The 14,272-nt window shown below is 72.1% G+C and carries 15 protein-coding genes; 6 read left to right on the forward strand and 9 right to left on the reverse strand.

What is annotated here, in order from left to right:
- Nucleotides 1–63: 63 nt before the first annotated feature.
- From OG357_RS08430 to OG357_RS08450, 5 genes are all read right to left on the reverse strand, one after another.
- Entirely contained in the window at nucleotides 64–450 is a 387-nt protein-coding gene (locus OG357_RS08430) for a zinc ribbon domain-containing protein (RefSeq protein ID WP_329620564.1), read from the reverse strand.
- Nucleotides 451–599: 149 nt separating this feature from the next.
- Complete coding sequence (locus OG357_RS08435) at nucleotides 600–1,307, reverse strand: TetR/AcrR family transcriptional regulator (protein WP_329620565.1); 708 nt, start codon at nucleotides 1,305–1,307, stop codon at nucleotides 600–602.
- A 109-nt stretch (nucleotides 1,308–1,416) separates the two neighbouring features.
- Nucleotides 1,417–2,178, reverse strand: coding sequence for an SDR family NAD(P)-dependent oxidoreductase (locus tag OG357_RS08440; protein ID WP_329620566.1), 762 nt, complete (start codon nucleotides 2,176–2,178; stop codon nucleotides 1,417–1,419).
- Nucleotides 2,179–2,410: 232 nt separating this feature from the next.
- The gene (gene cynS / locus OG357_RS08445; RefSeq protein ID WP_329620567.1) at nucleotides 2,411–2,881 is read right to left on the reverse strand and encodes a cyanase; all 471 of its coding nucleotides are present in this window, start codon (nucleotides 2,879–2,881) and stop codon (nucleotides 2,411–2,413) included.
- Nucleotides 2,882–2,920: 39 nt separating this feature from the next.
- Nucleotides 2,921–3,523, reverse strand: a complete 603-nt coding sequence (locus OG357_RS08450) for a carbonic anhydrase (protein ID WP_329620568.1) — start codon at nucleotides 3,521–3,523, stop codon at nucleotides 2,921–2,923.
- 94 nt (nucleotides 3,524–3,617) lie between these two features.
- Here OG357_RS08450 and cynR point away from each other — a divergent pair, with 94 nt between their 5' ends.
- Complete coding sequence (gene cynR / locus OG357_RS08455; protein ID WP_329620569.1) at nucleotides 3,618–4,526, forward strand: transcriptional regulator CynR; 909 nt, start codon at nucleotides 3,618–3,620, stop codon at nucleotides 4,524–4,526.
- Between the two features lie 154 nt (nucleotides 4,527–4,680).
- Nucleotides 4,681–5,247 carry a GlcG/HbpS family heme-binding protein gene (locus tag OG357_RS08460; protein WP_329625524.1) on the forward strand — a complete coding sequence of 189 codons (567 nt, stop codon included), beginning with the start codon at nucleotides 4,681–4,683 and terminating at the stop codon, nucleotides 5,245–5,247.
- A gap of 33 nt (nucleotides 5,248–5,280) precedes the next feature.
- On the opposite strand, the gene OG357_RS08465 is transcribed toward OG357_RS08460, so the two are convergent.
- Nucleotides 5,281–6,432: an acyl-CoA dehydrogenase family protein gene (locus tag OG357_RS08465; protein ID WP_329620570.1), complete on the reverse strand. Its 1,152-nt coding sequence runs from the start codon at nucleotides 6,430–6,432 to the stop codon at nucleotides 5,281–5,283.
- A 137-nt stretch (nucleotides 6,433–6,569) separates the two neighbouring features.
- On the opposite strand from OG357_RS08465, the gene OG357_RS08470 reads away from it, so the two are divergent.
- From OG357_RS08470 to OG357_RS08485, 4 genes are all read left to right on the forward strand, one after another.
- The gene (locus tag OG357_RS08470) at nucleotides 6,570–7,175 is read left to right on the forward strand and encodes a TetR/AcrR family transcriptional regulator (protein ID WP_329620571.1); all 606 of its coding nucleotides are present in this window, start codon (nucleotides 6,570–6,572) and stop codon (nucleotides 7,173–7,175) included.
- A gap of 170 nt (nucleotides 7,176–7,345) precedes the next feature.
- Nucleotides 7,346–8,005 carry a TNT domain-containing protein gene (locus tag OG357_RS08475; RefSeq protein ID WP_329625525.1) on the forward strand — a complete coding sequence of 220 codons (660 nt, stop codon included), beginning with the start codon at nucleotides 7,346–7,348 and terminating at the stop codon, nucleotides 8,003–8,005.
- Nucleotides 8,002–8,265, forward strand: a complete 264-nt coding sequence (locus OG357_RS08480) for a hypothetical protein (protein ID WP_329620572.1) — start codon at nucleotides 8,002–8,004, stop codon at nucleotides 8,263–8,265. The genes OG357_RS08475 and OG357_RS08480 overlap by 4 nt, the downstream gene beginning before the upstream one ends.
- A gap of 116 nt (nucleotides 8,266–8,381) precedes the next feature.
- On the forward strand, nucleotides 8,382–9,698 hold the full coding sequence (locus OG357_RS08485; protein ID WP_329620573.1) for an ROK family transcriptional regulator: 1,317 nt from the start codon (nucleotides 8,382–8,384) through the stop codon (nucleotides 9,696–9,698).
- 74 nt (nucleotides 9,699–9,772) lie between these two features.
- Here OG357_RS08485 and OG357_RS08490 read toward each other — a convergent pair whose 3' ends face one another.
- The 3 genes from OG357_RS08490 to OG357_RS08500 form a co-directional block, all read right to left on the reverse strand.
- Nucleotides 9,773–11,218 (reverse strand): serine/threonine-protein kinase, encoded by a 1,446-nt coding sequence (locus OG357_RS08490; protein WP_329620574.1) that lies wholly within the window; start codon nucleotides 11,216–11,218, stop codon nucleotides 9,773–9,775.
- Between the two features lie 253 nt (nucleotides 11,219–11,471).
- A complete protein-coding gene (locus tag OG357_RS08495) occupies nucleotides 11,472–12,608 on the reverse strand; it encodes an XdhC/CoxI family protein (protein WP_329620575.1) in 1,137 nt (378 codons plus the stop codon).
- A gap of 41 nt (nucleotides 12,609–12,649) precedes the next feature.
- The gene (locus OG357_RS08500) at nucleotides 12,650–14,122 is read right to left on the reverse strand and encodes an NCS2 family permease (RefSeq protein WP_329620576.1); all 1,473 of its coding nucleotides are present in this window, start codon (nucleotides 14,120–14,122) and stop codon (nucleotides 12,650–12,652) included.
- Between the last annotated feature and the right edge of the window lie 150 nt (nucleotides 14,123–14,272).

The following is a 14,272-nucleotide window of genomic DNA, read 5'->3' on the forward strand; positions in this document are numbered from 1 at the left end:
GGTAAGGGGCGGGTGAATGGCACTCTGTGCCACTCACCCGCCCCTTCCGTGTGCCGTCGCGTGTCAGAACCAGCCGTCGAGCGGAACCTCCTCGCAGAGCCGGACCACCGGCCTGCGTCCGGTCACGCCGACGCCCGAGGAGAGCTTGACCCGGACCCCGGGGCGTACCGCGTGCAGCGGCCCGTCGACGCGGCAGCGCACGGTGAAGCCCTCCGACATGTACACCGGCCAGAGGTCCGCGTCGGCCGCGGCGACCCCACGGCGTACGGAGATCACGCCCTCGCCCTCGCTGAGTTCGGGGGTGAGCTCGGTCGACCCGCAGGTCGGGCAGAGCAGGCGCTGGAACGTCGTGGTGTGGCACCAGCGGCAGCGCTGGAAGTAGATCTCGGAGTCGGGGGCCGACTCCTCGGCGTGGACGGCGGTCCCGCTCCTCAGTCCCGTGTGGAACACGATGCCTTCTCCTTGCACTCGGCGGCTCGACCGTGCAGGGCAAAGATATGGCACTCAGTGCCATCAAATAAAGACCTGAGCCGGAGTTCCCTCAATTCGAGATACTGAGAACCCCTGCGGAGAACCCGCGAAGCACGCGAACCCCACCGTCAGTCCTCGCCGAGGCTCGACTCCACCTCGCGCACCACGCGCCACATCGGCGTGGACCGCTTGGTGATGACCACCACGACGTCCTCGTTCTCCTCGGCCGGCGCGTCCGCCGGCGCGTCCGGGCTCCAGGTCGCCCGGACGAACTCCAGGGCCCGGTCCACCTCCGCCAGCGGGTCGCCCTCGCCGCCCGAGCGCAGCCAGTGGCGCAGGGCGTGGTTGTGGGCGGCGACCACCGCCGCCGCGACCACGTTGGCGCGCAGGGTGCCGTCCCGGCGGTCGGCCCAGCGGGTGCGCAGATAGTCGCCGAGGGTCTTCTCGTACCGCCAGACGACCGAGAGCTCGTACGTCCGCAGGCCCGTCACCTCGCGGGTGAGCCGGTAGCGCTGCACGGAGAAGGTGGGGTTCTCGGCGTACATCCGCATGACGAGCCGGGCGGCGTCGCAGACGCGGACGACCGGGTCGTCGGAGTCGGCGCTCGCCGCGAGGAAGCGGGTCATGTCGGCGAGGCACTGCTCGTGGTCGGGGAAGACCACGTCCTCCTTCGACGGGAAGTACCGGAAGAAGGAGCGGCGGCCGACGCCGGCGAGCGTGACGATGTCGTCGACGGTGGTCTGCTCGTAGCCGCGCTCAAGGAAGAGCTGGAAGGCCGCGGCGATGAGGGAGTCCCGCATCGCGGGCTTCGGAGAGTTCGTCGAGGCAGTTCCCATGGCCCGAACCTAACACCCGAACCGCCCGATGCGGCACTTGGTGCCGGGTAATTCCGGCACCGAGTACCGCATCGAGGGTACGGAGGGTCGGCGTGGCCTCAGTACGGGCTCAGCGCGGGGCCATCCGCAGGGCGCCGTCCATCCGGATCGTCTCCCCATTGAGGTAGTCGTGCTCGACGATCATCGTGACCAGCCGGGCGTACTCCTCCGGGCGCGCGAGGCGCTGCGGGAAGGTGACGCTCGCCGCGAGACCGGCCCTGACGTCCTCGCCGAATCCGGCCATCATCGGGGTGTCGACGATGCCGGGGGCGACGGTGACGACCCTGATGCCGAACTGCGCCAGGTCACGGGCCGCGGTGACGGTCATGCCCGCGACGCCCGCCTTGGAGGCGGCGTAGGCGATCTGGCCGACCTGGCCCTCGAAGGCGGCGATCGAGGCCGTGTTCACGACGAGGCCGCGCTGCCCGTGCTCGTCGGGCTCGTGCCGGGCGATGGCCTCGGCGGCGAGCCGCATCACGTTGAACGTCCCCAGCAGGTTGACGTTGAGCACCGTACGGAACAGGTCGAGGTCGTGCGGACCCTTGCGGCCCAGGATGCGGGCGGAGGGGGCGATGCCCGCGCAGTTCACGGCGAGCCGGAGCTCGGCGCCGTCGGCGTCGATCGCGGCCAGGGCCTCGCGCACCTGGTCCTCGTCGGTGACGTCCGCGGCGAGCAGCCGGACGCCCTCGGGCAGCGGCCCGGCGGCCGCGACGGCCTTGTCCAGGTCGAGGCCGTAGACGGTGGCGCCGCGGGCGGCGAGCGCGGCGGCCGTGGCGGCGCCGAGGCCGGAGGCGGCGCCGGTGACGAGAGCGGCGGAGCCGGCGATGTCCATGGAACTCCTCGTTCGTGTCGTGCGGGTGGGACCCTGCCGCCGGGATGGCCGTCGGATCGGGCGCGTACCCGCGGAGAACCGCGCGGTCCGCGCGATCTGCGCGCCCACCATAGAACCGCAGGCAGCGCCGCCGGAAGCGGAACCAGGACATCCTCCGGCGGCGGTCGACCGGTCACGCACTTCCGCCACGGGGCGAACGAGTGATGCGCGGGAGCGCATCCTGAGCTCCGTATCAGAAGGGCTTGGTCGGCAGGTACTTGCCGTCGAGGGTGATGACGGCGCGCTCCCCGCCCTCGGGGTCGGCGACCTTCTTCACGTCGAGCGTGAAGTTGATCGCGGAGATGATGCCGTCGCCGAACTCCTCGTGGACGAGAGCCTTCAAGGTGGTGCCGTACACCTGGAGCATCTCGTGGAAGCGGTAGATCGTCGGGTCGGTCGGGATGCCGCCGTCGATCGATCCCCGGGTGGGGATCGTGCGCAGCAGTCGTACGGCGTCCTCGTCCAGGCCGAGGAGCTCGGCGACCGCCCGCGCGGACGCCTCGGGCAGGGCGTGCTGGCCGAGGACGGCGGCGGTGGTGAAGGCGACGGAGAATCCGGCGGCGTCCGCGATCCGCTGCCAGGTCAGGTCCTTGACGGTCTTGGCCTCGACGGCGGCGAGGGCGAGCTCGCGGCGGGCGGTGGGGTCGAACTGGGCGTGCACCATGAGAAGTACGTCCTTCGTTTCTGTGGGGGTCTCGGGGGGTCAGGCGGCGGCGAGGGCGGGGCGGGCGACGGTGTCGAGCTCCTGGACGGAGCCCTCCGCGATGTCGAAGACCCAGCCGTGCAGCCGGATGTCACCCGCGGCCAGCGCGCGGGCGACGGAGGGGTGGGTGGCGAGGTTCGCCAGCTGGGCGGCGACGTTCTCGCGCACCAGGGCGGCCACGTCCCCCTGGCTTCCGGCCGCGGCGGCGCGGGCCAGGGAGGCGTCCGCGTGCCGCAGCCAGGCGGCGACGGCGGGCGCGGAGCCGAGGTCGTGGCCCTCGGCGAGCGCGGTCATCGCGCCGCAGGCGGAGTGCCCGCAGACGATGACGTCCCGGACGCCGAGGACCGCGACGGCGTACTCGACGCCGGCGGAGACCGCGTCGGTGCCCGGGGCGTGGGCGGGGACGAGGTTGCCGGCGGTGCGGATGACGAAGAGCTCGCCCGGCTCGGTCTGGGTGATCAGCTCGGGGACGACGCGGGCGTCGGAGCAGCCGATGAAGAGGGTTCGGGGGCGGTGGACGGTGGCCAGGCGGGCGAAGAGCCCGGCCTTGGCAGGGAAGATCTCCCGCTGGAAGCGGTCGATTCCCTCGGCGAGATGAGGCATGTCTTCACCCTGCACGACCAGGGGCTATAGCGTCCAAGACCGGTCATCGATCTCTGTCATAGATGACATCTATACCCGGCCTACACTGGTCTCCATGCAGCCGGAACTCCGCCACCTCCGCTATCTCCTCGCCGTCGCCGAGCACGCCAACTTCACCCGCGCCGCCGAGGAGCTCCGTATCGCCCAGCCGACGCTGTCCCAGCAGATCAAGCAGCTGGAGAAGGCGCTCGGGGCCCAGCTCCTGGACCGCAGCGGCCGGACCGTGCGCCTCACGGACGCCGGGGAGACCTACGCGCGGTACGCCCGGCGCGCGCTCCGGGACCTGGCGGCCGGCGAGCGGGCCGTGCTGGACGTACGGGACCTGTCCCGCGGCCTCCTCCGGCTGGCGGTCACCCCGACCTTCACCGCGTACCTCACAGGTCCGCTCGTCGCCGCGTTCCACACGCGTCATCCCGGCATCACCGTGGAGGTGCGGGAGCTGACGCAGGACCGTATCGAGGCCGAACTCCTCGCCGACCGGGTGGATCTCGGCATCGCCTTCGACGGCGTCCATCTCCCGGGCGTCGAGGCCGTGGAGCTCTTCACAGAGACGCTGGGCCTCGTCGTCGGCCCGGCCCACCCGTACGCGGGCCGGACCGAACCGCTACCCGTGTCAGATCTGACCGATCATCACCTCGCGCTGCTGAGCGAGGACTTCGCGACGCGGCGACACGTCGACGCGTACGTGGCCGAGCACCGGGTAGGGCCCCGGATCGCGGTGGAGGCCAACTCCGTCAGCGCGCTCACCGAGATCGTCCGGCGTACGACCCTGGCCACGGTCCTCCCCGACGCCGTCGCCCGGGACCACCCGTACCTGACGCCCGTCCCGCTCTCCCCCGCGCTCCCGTCCCGCGGCGTCGCCCTGCTGCGCCGCTCCGGCGGCTACCGGAGCGCGGCGGCCGAGGCCTTCGCCGAACTGGCCCTGGAGGGCGACGAGACGGAGTGGGGTCATCCGATCGGTTGACCCGGGGGTCGGCCGTTGAGCCCTCGGGGTGCAGCCGGGACGCCGACGGGGTGAGGCGCGTGACGACACCAGGATGGAAGGGAGAGAGCGGGCCCCGGCTTCCCGACGGCCCTCGTGGTTCCCCGAGTTCCCTGGAGCAGACCCCATGAAGCACGTGAAGAAGGCCTCCTCGCGCACCCGTGCAGTGGCCGGTGGCGCACTCGCCGCGGCCATCGCGCTCGGCGCCTTCGGTGCCTACTCCGCCAGCGCCACGGACGAGGAGACGGCGGCCGCCCCGGCCGCCGCCGTCGCCAAGGCGGACGCCAAGAACAAGAACACGACGCGCTCGACGCACCTGACGATCGCGGCCGCGACGAAGGCCGCGCAGGCCACCCTTGACGCCGCCGAGAAGGAGAACCAGCGCGTCTCCGTCGCCGTCGTCGACCGCAACGGCAACACCCTCGTCACCCTCCGCGGCGACGGCGCCGGCCCCCAGTCCTACGAGTCCGCCGTGAAGAAGGCGTACACCGCCGTCTCCTGGAACGCTCCCACCTCCGAGCTCGCCAAGCGCCTGACGAACGCGCCCACGCTCAAGGACATCCCCGGCACCCTCTTCCTCGGCGGCGGCGCCCCCGTCACCGCCAAGGGCGCACCCATCGCAGGGATCGGCGTCGCGGGCGCCCCGTCCGGCGACCTGGACGAGAAGTTCGCCCAGGCCGGCGTCGCCAGCCTCGGCAAGTAGTCCTCGCCGACGGGACCCGCCCGCCCCTTGCCCCTACGCCGGGCGCGCCAGCCCCCGGCTGATGACCAGTCGCTGGATCTGGTTCGTTCCCTCGAAGATCTGCATGATCTTCGCCTCGCGCATGTAGCGCTCCACCGGGAAGTCGCGGGTGTAGCCGTAGCCGCCCAGGACCTGGACCGCGTCCGTGGTGACCTTCATCGCCGTGTCGGTGGCGATGAGCTTGGCCGCGCTGGCCTGGCGGCTGAAGGGGCGGCCGAGATCACGGCGGCGGGCCGCGTCCAGGTAGGTGGCGCGGGCCGCGTCGACCGCGGCGGCCATGTCGGCGAGGAGGAAGCCAAGACCCTGGTGGTCGACGATCCTGCGGCCGAAGGTGGTGCGCTCGTTGGCGTAGTCGACGGCGGCGTCCAGCGCGGCCTGGGCGAGACCCGTCGCGCAGGCGGCGATGCCGAGGCGGCCGCTGTCGAGGGCGCTGAAGGCGATCTGGAGGCCCTGCCCCTCCTCCCCTATGCGCCGGTCGGCGTCGATGAGGGCGCCGTCCCAGTACGCGGAGGTGGTCGGGACCGCCTGGAGGCCCATCTTGCGCTCGGGCAGGCCGAAGCTCAGCCCTTCGGTGGCGCCGGGGGCGAGGAAGCACGAGATGCCGTGGCTGCCGGGCGCGGTACGGGCGAAGAGGGCGTAGAAGTCGGCCCGGCCGCCGTGGGTGATCCAGGCCTTGGTGCCGGTCACGCGGTAGCCGCTGCCGTCGTCCTGGAGCTCGGCCTTGCAGGAGAGGGCGGCCGCGTCCGAACCGGCCTGCGGTTCGGAGAGGCTGTAGCCGCCGATGGTCCGGCCCTCCAGCATCGCGGGCAGCCAGCGCTCCTTCTGCTCCGCCGCGCCGAAGGTGTGGAGGGGGTGGCAGGCCAGCGTGTGGACGCTGGTGGCGACGGCGACGGCCGCCCAGCGCGCGGCGAGCTCCTCCAGGACCTGGAGGTAGACCTCGTACGGCTGACCGCCGCCGCCGTACTCCTCGGGGTAGGCGAGGCCGAGGAGCCCGGCCTCGCCGAGGGTGGTGAAGAGACCTTCGGGATAGGTCTCGGCGGCCTCGTGCTCGTTCACCCGCGGAGAGAGCTCCTTGTCGGCGATCTCCCGGGTGAGGGCGATGAGGTCCGCCGCTTCGGGGGTGGGAAGCAGGCGGTCGACATCCATGGCGACTCCAGCGGCGCGCAAAGTGGTACTGGGGAAGGTACTGCAGTACCGCTTAGCGTAGCGCAGGAGGGTGTGGGCGAACCCCCCCCTCAGCGGGGGTCGAGATTCCGCCGAGGGCGGCCTGGAATACTGACCGAGTGATCGAGACCCCCTCCGCCGACGCCCCGAAACCGACGGGCCGCGGGGCGGCGCGCCGCTCCGCCCTCTTCGAGGAGCTCGTCGCCCTGCTCGTCGGCGAGGGCTTCGCCCGCCTGACGCTCGACGACCTCGCCGCCCGCCTGCGCTGCTCGAAGCGCACCCTGTACGGCCTCGCCGGCAGCAAGGAACAGCTCGTCCGGGCGGCGGTCGTGCACTTCTTCCGGCGCGCCACCGCCCGGGTCGAGGCGGTCCTCGCCGCCGCGACCGACCCCGCCGAGCGACTGGCCGCCTATCTGCGCGCCGTCTCGGCCGAGCTGGCGCCGGTCTCGCCGCAGTTCTTCGACGACGTCGCCGCCTTCGAGCCCGCCGCCGAGGTGTACGAGCGCAACACGCGCGCGGCGGCCGGGCGGGTCCAGCAGCTCATCGAGGAGGGCGTGCGCGCGGGTGTCTTCCGCGAGGTGCACGTGACTTTCGCCGCGGACGTCATCTCCTCGGTGATGGTCCGCATCCAGCGGCGCCAGGTGGCCGCGGCGACCGGCCTGGCCGACGCCGAGGCGTACGAGCAACTGGCCGAGCTGCTCCTCAGCGGACTCCGGAAGGCCTGAGCACCCACGACCACGCACGGAGACGCGGATGGCCGGTTTCCGTCCGCGTTCGATCACTCTGCGCAGGTGATCCACTACCGTGAGCGGCGCCACTGACCACTCCGTCCCAGGGAGACCTCCGCGTGGAGCGCAGTCGTACCGCCTTCAGGATCCGTGCCGTACTCGCCGCCATGGGCGTGACCGCCGCCCTCGCCGCGGCCCCCGCGGCGCAGGCCGCACCCTCCGCGACGCCCGCCCCGCAGCAGGCCGCGGCGTCGCACGCCGCTCCCCCGGAGCCCTGCACCGGGGAGTTCCAGGGCGACAAGCGGTTCGGCCCGAAGTTCCTGCCGAGGAAGTGGCAGGAGCCGGTCGGCCCGCTGCTCAACCGCTACCACCGGACCGGGAAGCTCTCCTCCGCCGACTTCCTCAAGAAGTACTGGGAGGGTCCGGCCGACACCGGCAGCTGGAAGTACCCGCCGAACGACGGCTTCGGCGAGGTCAACGGCGAGATCGACAAGGCGCCCGAGCTGCTGGTGGAGGGCGAGCGCCTCGACCGCTTCGGCTCCGAGTTCGGCTCCTACCTGGCTCCGGCCGGTGACCCCTACGCCAAGCGCGCGCTGCCCCCGCAGAACCTCAACACCCGCGACGCCGCCTTCCCCTGCGACTACCACCTGTACGAGGTGACGCGGTCGTTCGTGGTCTGGGAGGGCTCCATCGCGCCCTGGTTCGAGCAGCCCGGCGGCGGCCGCCAGATCAAGCTGGACCCGGCCTTCCTGAACCCGGGCGAGGGCCAGCGCCTCAGCGTCAAGTGGCTGATCGACAACGGCTACCTGGTGCGCGTCCCCGCGTGACGGTGACCGACCGCCACGCGCTGGAGCGGGTACTCCGGGAGGCCGGGGTGCCCGAGGCGTACTACTGGATCGAGGGCGTCCACGAACCGGCGCCCACCCCGCCCGACTTCGTCTATCTGCGGACGCGGCCGGGCGGGGCCGGTGACGGCACGACGGCCTGGGAGACCGGGGTGTACGAGCGCGGGGTCCACGAGCCCGTCGCCACGCACGACACCGAAGCCGGGGCCTGCGCCCACCTCCGCACACTCCTGGGCGCGTAACCCCGCCCGAGCTTCGCCCGACTTAATTCAGGATATGCGTTAAACCTCAAAGGAAATCCCCCCAAGGGTCCCGGCAGCGGTATGTTTCGGTCAGGACTACTTCACCAGGGGGCCCAGTGACCACGCGGAACGGCCGCACGGTACGTGACCTGCGACGCGAGAACCGCACAGCCGTCCTCCACCGGCTCTACTTCGACGGGCCGATGAGCCGGTTCTCGCTGGGGCCCGCGACGGGCCTGAGCTCGGGCTCGGTCAGCAACGTGGTCGGCGAACTCGTCGCGGAGGGCCTCGTGGAGGAGGCCGGCAGCGTCGACTCGGCCGGCGGCCGGCCCCGTACCCTGCTGCGGATCACCCCCGGCAGCGGCTTCATGATCGGCGTCGACGTCGGCGAAACCCGGGTCAGGGTCGAGCTCTTCGACCTCACCCTCACCGAACTCGCGCGCACGGAACTCCCGTTGGCGGTCGACAGCCCCCATTCCAGCGACCGGTACGAGGTCGGGCTCGTCGTCGGCCTCGTCCGCGACGGCATCGCCGAGGTCCTGCGGACGGCGGGCGTCCCCGCCGAGCGGCTCCTCGGCGTCGGGGTCGGCGTACCCGGCATCGTGGCCCGTACCGTCGAGGACGGCGCCGTCGTCCACGGCCAGACCATCGGCTGGGACGCCGTCCCGCTGGAGCGGCTCCTGCGCGAGGCCGTGGAGCTGCCGGTCTCCGTCCCGTACCGGATCGACAACGGCGCCAAGACACTCGGCCAGGCCGAGATGTGGTTCGGGGCCGGGCGGGGCGCGCGGAGTGCCGTGGTCGTGCTCTTCGGCTCGGGCGTCGGCGCCTGTGTCGTCACGGACCCGATGGGGCCGGGCCGGGCGCTCGAATGGGGTCATCTGACGGTACGGGTCCGGGGGCGTCGCTGCCGCTGCGGCTCCCGGGGCTGCCTGGAGGCGTACGCGGGCGCGGAGGCGCTCCTGGAGCGGTGGCGCGAGGCGGGTGGCGCCGCGCCGGCCGGCGCGGACGAGGAGACCGCGCTGACGGCGATGCTGGCCGCCGCGTACCCCGCCGACGCGGGGCGGACGCCCGACGCGACGGCGCTCGCCGTCCTGGAGGAGACCGCCGAGTACCTGGGCGCCGGCTTCGGCGATCTGATCAATCTCTTCCAGCCCGAGCGCATCCTCGTCGGCGGCTGGGCGGGCCTCCAGCTCGGTGCCCGCTTCCTGGAGACGGTCAAGGGCTACACGAAGGAGTACGCGCTCGCGTACCCGGCGGCCCGGGTCGGCATCGCGATGGGGACGCTCGGCCCCGACGCGGTGACGGTCGGCGCGGCGATCCTGCCGCTCGCGGACTTCTTCGCCCGGGGCGGGCGGCGGGCCGAGGCGGAGGCCCCCGAGGAGGAGCCCGCCTGGGCGCCGACCGTACGGGGGCGGGGCGCGAAGAGCGACTGACCGAGGCCTCTGCGCGAGGGCGACGGCCCGCTGCTCGCGCCCCCCGGACGACGCCTGCCAGGAGGTGTTCCGGTTCACCCCTGGCCTTCGCTCACCCTCACCCGGTGACGGCTCGCGAACGCGTGGACCGCGTCGGGCAGTCGGGGGGCGGTGCCGAGGGGGGAGAGTCTCCGTGTGCTGATGCGGGTGACACCCCGGCTGTGGCGGACCCAGGTCGGGTGCTGGAATCCCGTGGGCAGCGGGCGTACCACGTCGAGGTGGAGGGACAGGTCCGTCCATCCGGCGTGCCGCGTCAGTTCCAGAGCCCTGATCTCGTGCCAGGGGATGACCACGAGGCTGTTGTGCGGGCCCACGCCGATGCCGCGATCGTTGAGCGTGAGGCCGTCCTTGGCCGTGCCGAGCAGGCCGAGGAGCCGAATGCCCAGCAGGAACGCCGCGATCCCGGCCACCGCCTGCAACGCGATGGGGAGATCGAGCGTGCCGCCCAGCACCGCCCCGCAGACGAGTCCGGCAATGCCGAGCATGTTGCGCAGGATCTGGAGGAACCAGACGCTCCTGCGCACGTGGTAGACGGCCAGGGGAGGCGCGGACGCCCGGAGAGGGTCCGCCGCACCGTCCTCCGCTTCCCGTGCCGGCCCCGGTGAAGAGGCGGACACCGTCGGCGGCGGAGGTGGCGGTGGAGTTGGCGGTGGAGTTGGCGGTGGCGCATCGTCGACCACCGTGGCCTCGTGCGTCGGCGGGGCGCCGACACGTTCCGCGCACAGGGCGAGCAGTCCTCTCGGGGACGGGCGGTCGGCGGGATCCTTCCGGAGGCAGGCGAGGACCAGGGGGCGCAACGACGACGGCACCACGGAGACGTCCGGGTCCTCGTGCACCACCCTGTACATCAGCCCGGGGGTCGAGCCGTGGCCGAACGCACTTCCGCCGGCCGCCGCGATCAGGACCGCACCGAGGGCGAACAGGTCGCTCGCCCCGGTGACGGGATGCCCGAGGGCCTGCTCGGGCGAGTGGTACCCGGCGGTGCCGACCACCACGCCGTCGGTCGTCAGCCGGGACTCCTCCACGGCGCGGGCGACCCCGAAGTCCAGGACGCGGGGGCCGTCGGAGGCCAGCACGATGTTGGCGGGCTTCAGATCGCGGTGCACGAGGCCGCGGGCGTGGATGGCCTCCAGTGCCTCCGCCAGCGCCGCGGCGAGTCGCCAGAGCCGCTCTTCGGACAACGGGCCACTCCGCGCGACCTCCGCGTGCAGGGTCGGTCCCTCGATGTAGGCACTGGCCATCCACGGCTGCGGGGCGTCCGGATCCGCGTCGACCACCGCCGCCGTGTGGAAGCCTCCGACCTTGCGGGCGGCCTCGACCTCCTGGCGGAATCGGTCCCTGAATCGGACGTCGTCGGCGTACTCGGGCCGGATGACCTTGATCGCCACGAGCCTGCCGGACAGCGAGCGCGCCAGGTAGACGGACCCCATCCCTCCGGTACCCAGCAGTCGCTGGACCGTGTAGTCGCCGATCCGCTCCACGGCCGCCCATTCCCTGCCTCACCCCGCGTCGCACACGGGCTCTGCCGGAACCGCCCCGGCTCTCACCGCGAGGGCGGAGGGCGGCACGTGGGGAACGGCGGGCCTAACCCGTAACCGCCTTCACGTCTTGCGCCATGCTCCGGAGCCGCGTGGCCTCTGTCGAGCGGTGATTCGGCCAAAGTGGACCGATGGCGCCGGAGCGGCGGACGACGCGGGGGAAGCGCCTGGGGACGCGGCGCCCCACCGGCTCCCGTCAGGCGACGGACCCTATGCGGCCGTCCGGCTCGCGGGGGCCGTCGTGGTGGATCGGGGTGTGCGCGCCGGTGAGCGAGGCGCCGGTGCCGCCGCGCCGGTTGGCGACGATCTCGGCGCCGATGGACAGGGCGGTCTCCTCCGGCGTACGGGCGCCGAGGTCGAGGCCTATCGGGGAGCGCAGCCTGGCGAGTTCGAGCTCGGTGACGCCGACCTCGCGCAGGCGCGTGTTGCGGTCCTCGTGGGTGCGACGGGAGCCCATCGCGCCGATGTACGCGACGGGAAGCTTCAGGGCGGCCTTGATCAGGGGCACGTCGAACTTGGCGTCGTGGGTGAGCACGCACAGCACGGTGCGGCCGTCGACCTCCGTCGACTCCAGGTAGCGGTGGGGCCACTCGACGACGATCTCGTCGGCCTCGGGGAAGCGGGCCGGCGTCGCGAAGACGGGCCGCGCGTCGCAGACGGTGACGTGGTAGCCGAGGAACTTGCCGACCCGGACGAGGGCGGCGGCGAAGTCGATGGCACCGAAGACGATCATGCGGGGGGCGGGGACCGAGGACTCGACCAGGAGGGTCAGCGGCTGTCCGCAGCGGCTGCCGTCCTCGCCGATCTCCACGGTGCCGGTGCGGCCCGCGTCGAGCATCGCGCGGGCCTCGCCCGCCGCGGTGCGGTCCAGCTCGGGGTGGCCCCCGAGCTTCCCCTCGTACGAGCCGTCGGGGCGGACGAGGAGGGCGGTGCCCCGCAGCTCGGCCGGTCCGTCGACGATCCGGGCGAGGGCCGCCGCCTCCCCCGTGGAGGCGGCCGCGAGCGCGGCGGGGAAGACCCCGCCGCGGACCGGGGTGACGAGGATGTCGATGATGCCGCCGCAGGTCAGGCCGACCGCGAAGGCGTCCTCGTCGCTGTAGCCGAATTGCTCGACGACGGTCTGCCCGTCTTCGAGGGCCTGCTGACACAGCTCGTAGACCGCGCCCTCCACACACCCGCCGGAGACCGAGCCGATCGCCGTGCCCTCGCTGTCGACGGCGAGAGCGGCTCCTGGCTGCCGGGGCGCGCTGCCGCCGACCGCCACGACGGTGGCGACGGCGAACGTGCGTCCCTGCTCGACCCACCGGTGCAGCTCTTCGGCGATGTCCAGCATTTCGGTCTCCTTGGGTGTGTACGGAGGGCGACGGTACGACGTCAGCTGACGCCCAGCCAGCTCTCGATGGGGTGAAGAGCGAAGAACACGATGAAGATGCCGGTCAGGCACCACATGAACGCGCCGACCTCGCGGGCCTTGCCCTGCGCCACCTTGATGACGGTGTAGGCGATGACGCCGGCCGCGACACCCGGGGTGATGCTGTAGGTGAACGGCATCAGCACGACGGTGAGGAAGACCGGGATGGCGACGGAGCTGTCGCCCCAGTTCACGTGCTTGGCGTTCATCATCATCATCGCGCCGATGACGACCAGGGCGGCGGAGCCGACCTCACGGGGCACGATCTGGGTGATCGGTGTGAAGAAGAGGCAGGCCGCGAAGAACAGGCCGGTGATGACGGAGGAGAAGCCGGTACGAGCGCCTTCGCCGACGCCGGTGGCGGACTCCACGAACACGGTCTGGCCGGAGGCGCCGGAGACGCCGCCGATAGCGCCGCCCGCGCCGTCGATGAACAGCGCCTTGGACAGGCCGGGCATCCGGCCCTTGTCGTCGGCCAGGTTGGCCTCGGTGCCGACACCGATGATGGTGGCCATGGCGTCGAAGAAGCCGGCGAGGACCAGGGTGAAGACGATCACGCCGACCGTGATGTAGCCGACGTCGCCCCAGCCGCCGAAGTCGACGTCGCCGAAGAGCGAGAAGTCCGGGGTCGAGACCGCGCTGCCCTTGAGCTCGGGCGAGCCGTTGGCCCAGGCGCCCGGGCCCTTGGCCGGGATGTCGGCGACCGCGTTGACGATCAGCGAGATGACCGTGCCGGCGACGATGCCGATGAGGATCGCGCCCGGGATCTTGCGGGCCTGGAGCGCGAAGATGGCGAGCAGGGTGACAGCGAAGATCAGCACGGGCCAGCCGACGAGTTCACCGCCGGAGCCCATGGTGACGGGCGGGCCGAACTGCGGGCCGGCGCCGACGAAGCCGGCCTTGTTGAAGCCGATCAGCGCGATGAAGAGGCCGATGCCGATGGTGATGCCGTGCTTGAGCGCGAGCGGGATCGCGTTCATGATCATCTCGCGGAGACCGGTGACCACCAGGAGGCAGATCACCAGACCGTAGACGACACACATGGCCATGGCCTGCGGCCAGGTCATCGCGGGCACGACCTGTGTGGCGAGCACACCGGAGACACTGAGACCGGCCGCGAGGACCAGCGGGACCTTGCCGATGAAGCCCATCAGCAGGGTGGTCACCGCCGCCGCGAGGGCGGTCGCCGTGATGACGGCGGAGGAGCCGAGAACGTTCTTCTCGACGTCCGGTCCACCGAGGAGGATCGGGTTGAGCAGGAGAATGTACGCCATCGCCATGAAGGTGGTGACGCCGCCGCGGATCTCCGTCGCGACGGTGGATCCTCTCTCCGAGATGTGAAAGTACCGGTCGAGCCAAGAGCGGCCGGCGGGGACGTTGGAGCCGGAGCCCGCGTCCTCCGAAGCGGTCTTGGGCTCCACAGACGACTGGGTCATGGGGCCTACTCCCAAGGTTCAAAGGGGCACCCGCATCAGACTTCGAAGGGATTCTGATCTGGTTGAAGCTGCGGGATTTGGGATGCTGCGTGGGCTGCACGACCCGGGGGACGGCCCGAGACGAACGGAATGAATCGGCACTGCGGGTAC

This window comes from Streptomyces sp. NBC_01255 (assembly GCF_036226445.1).
Taxonomy (GTDB): Bacteria; Actinomycetota; Actinomycetes; order Streptomycetales; family Streptomycetaceae; genus Streptomyces.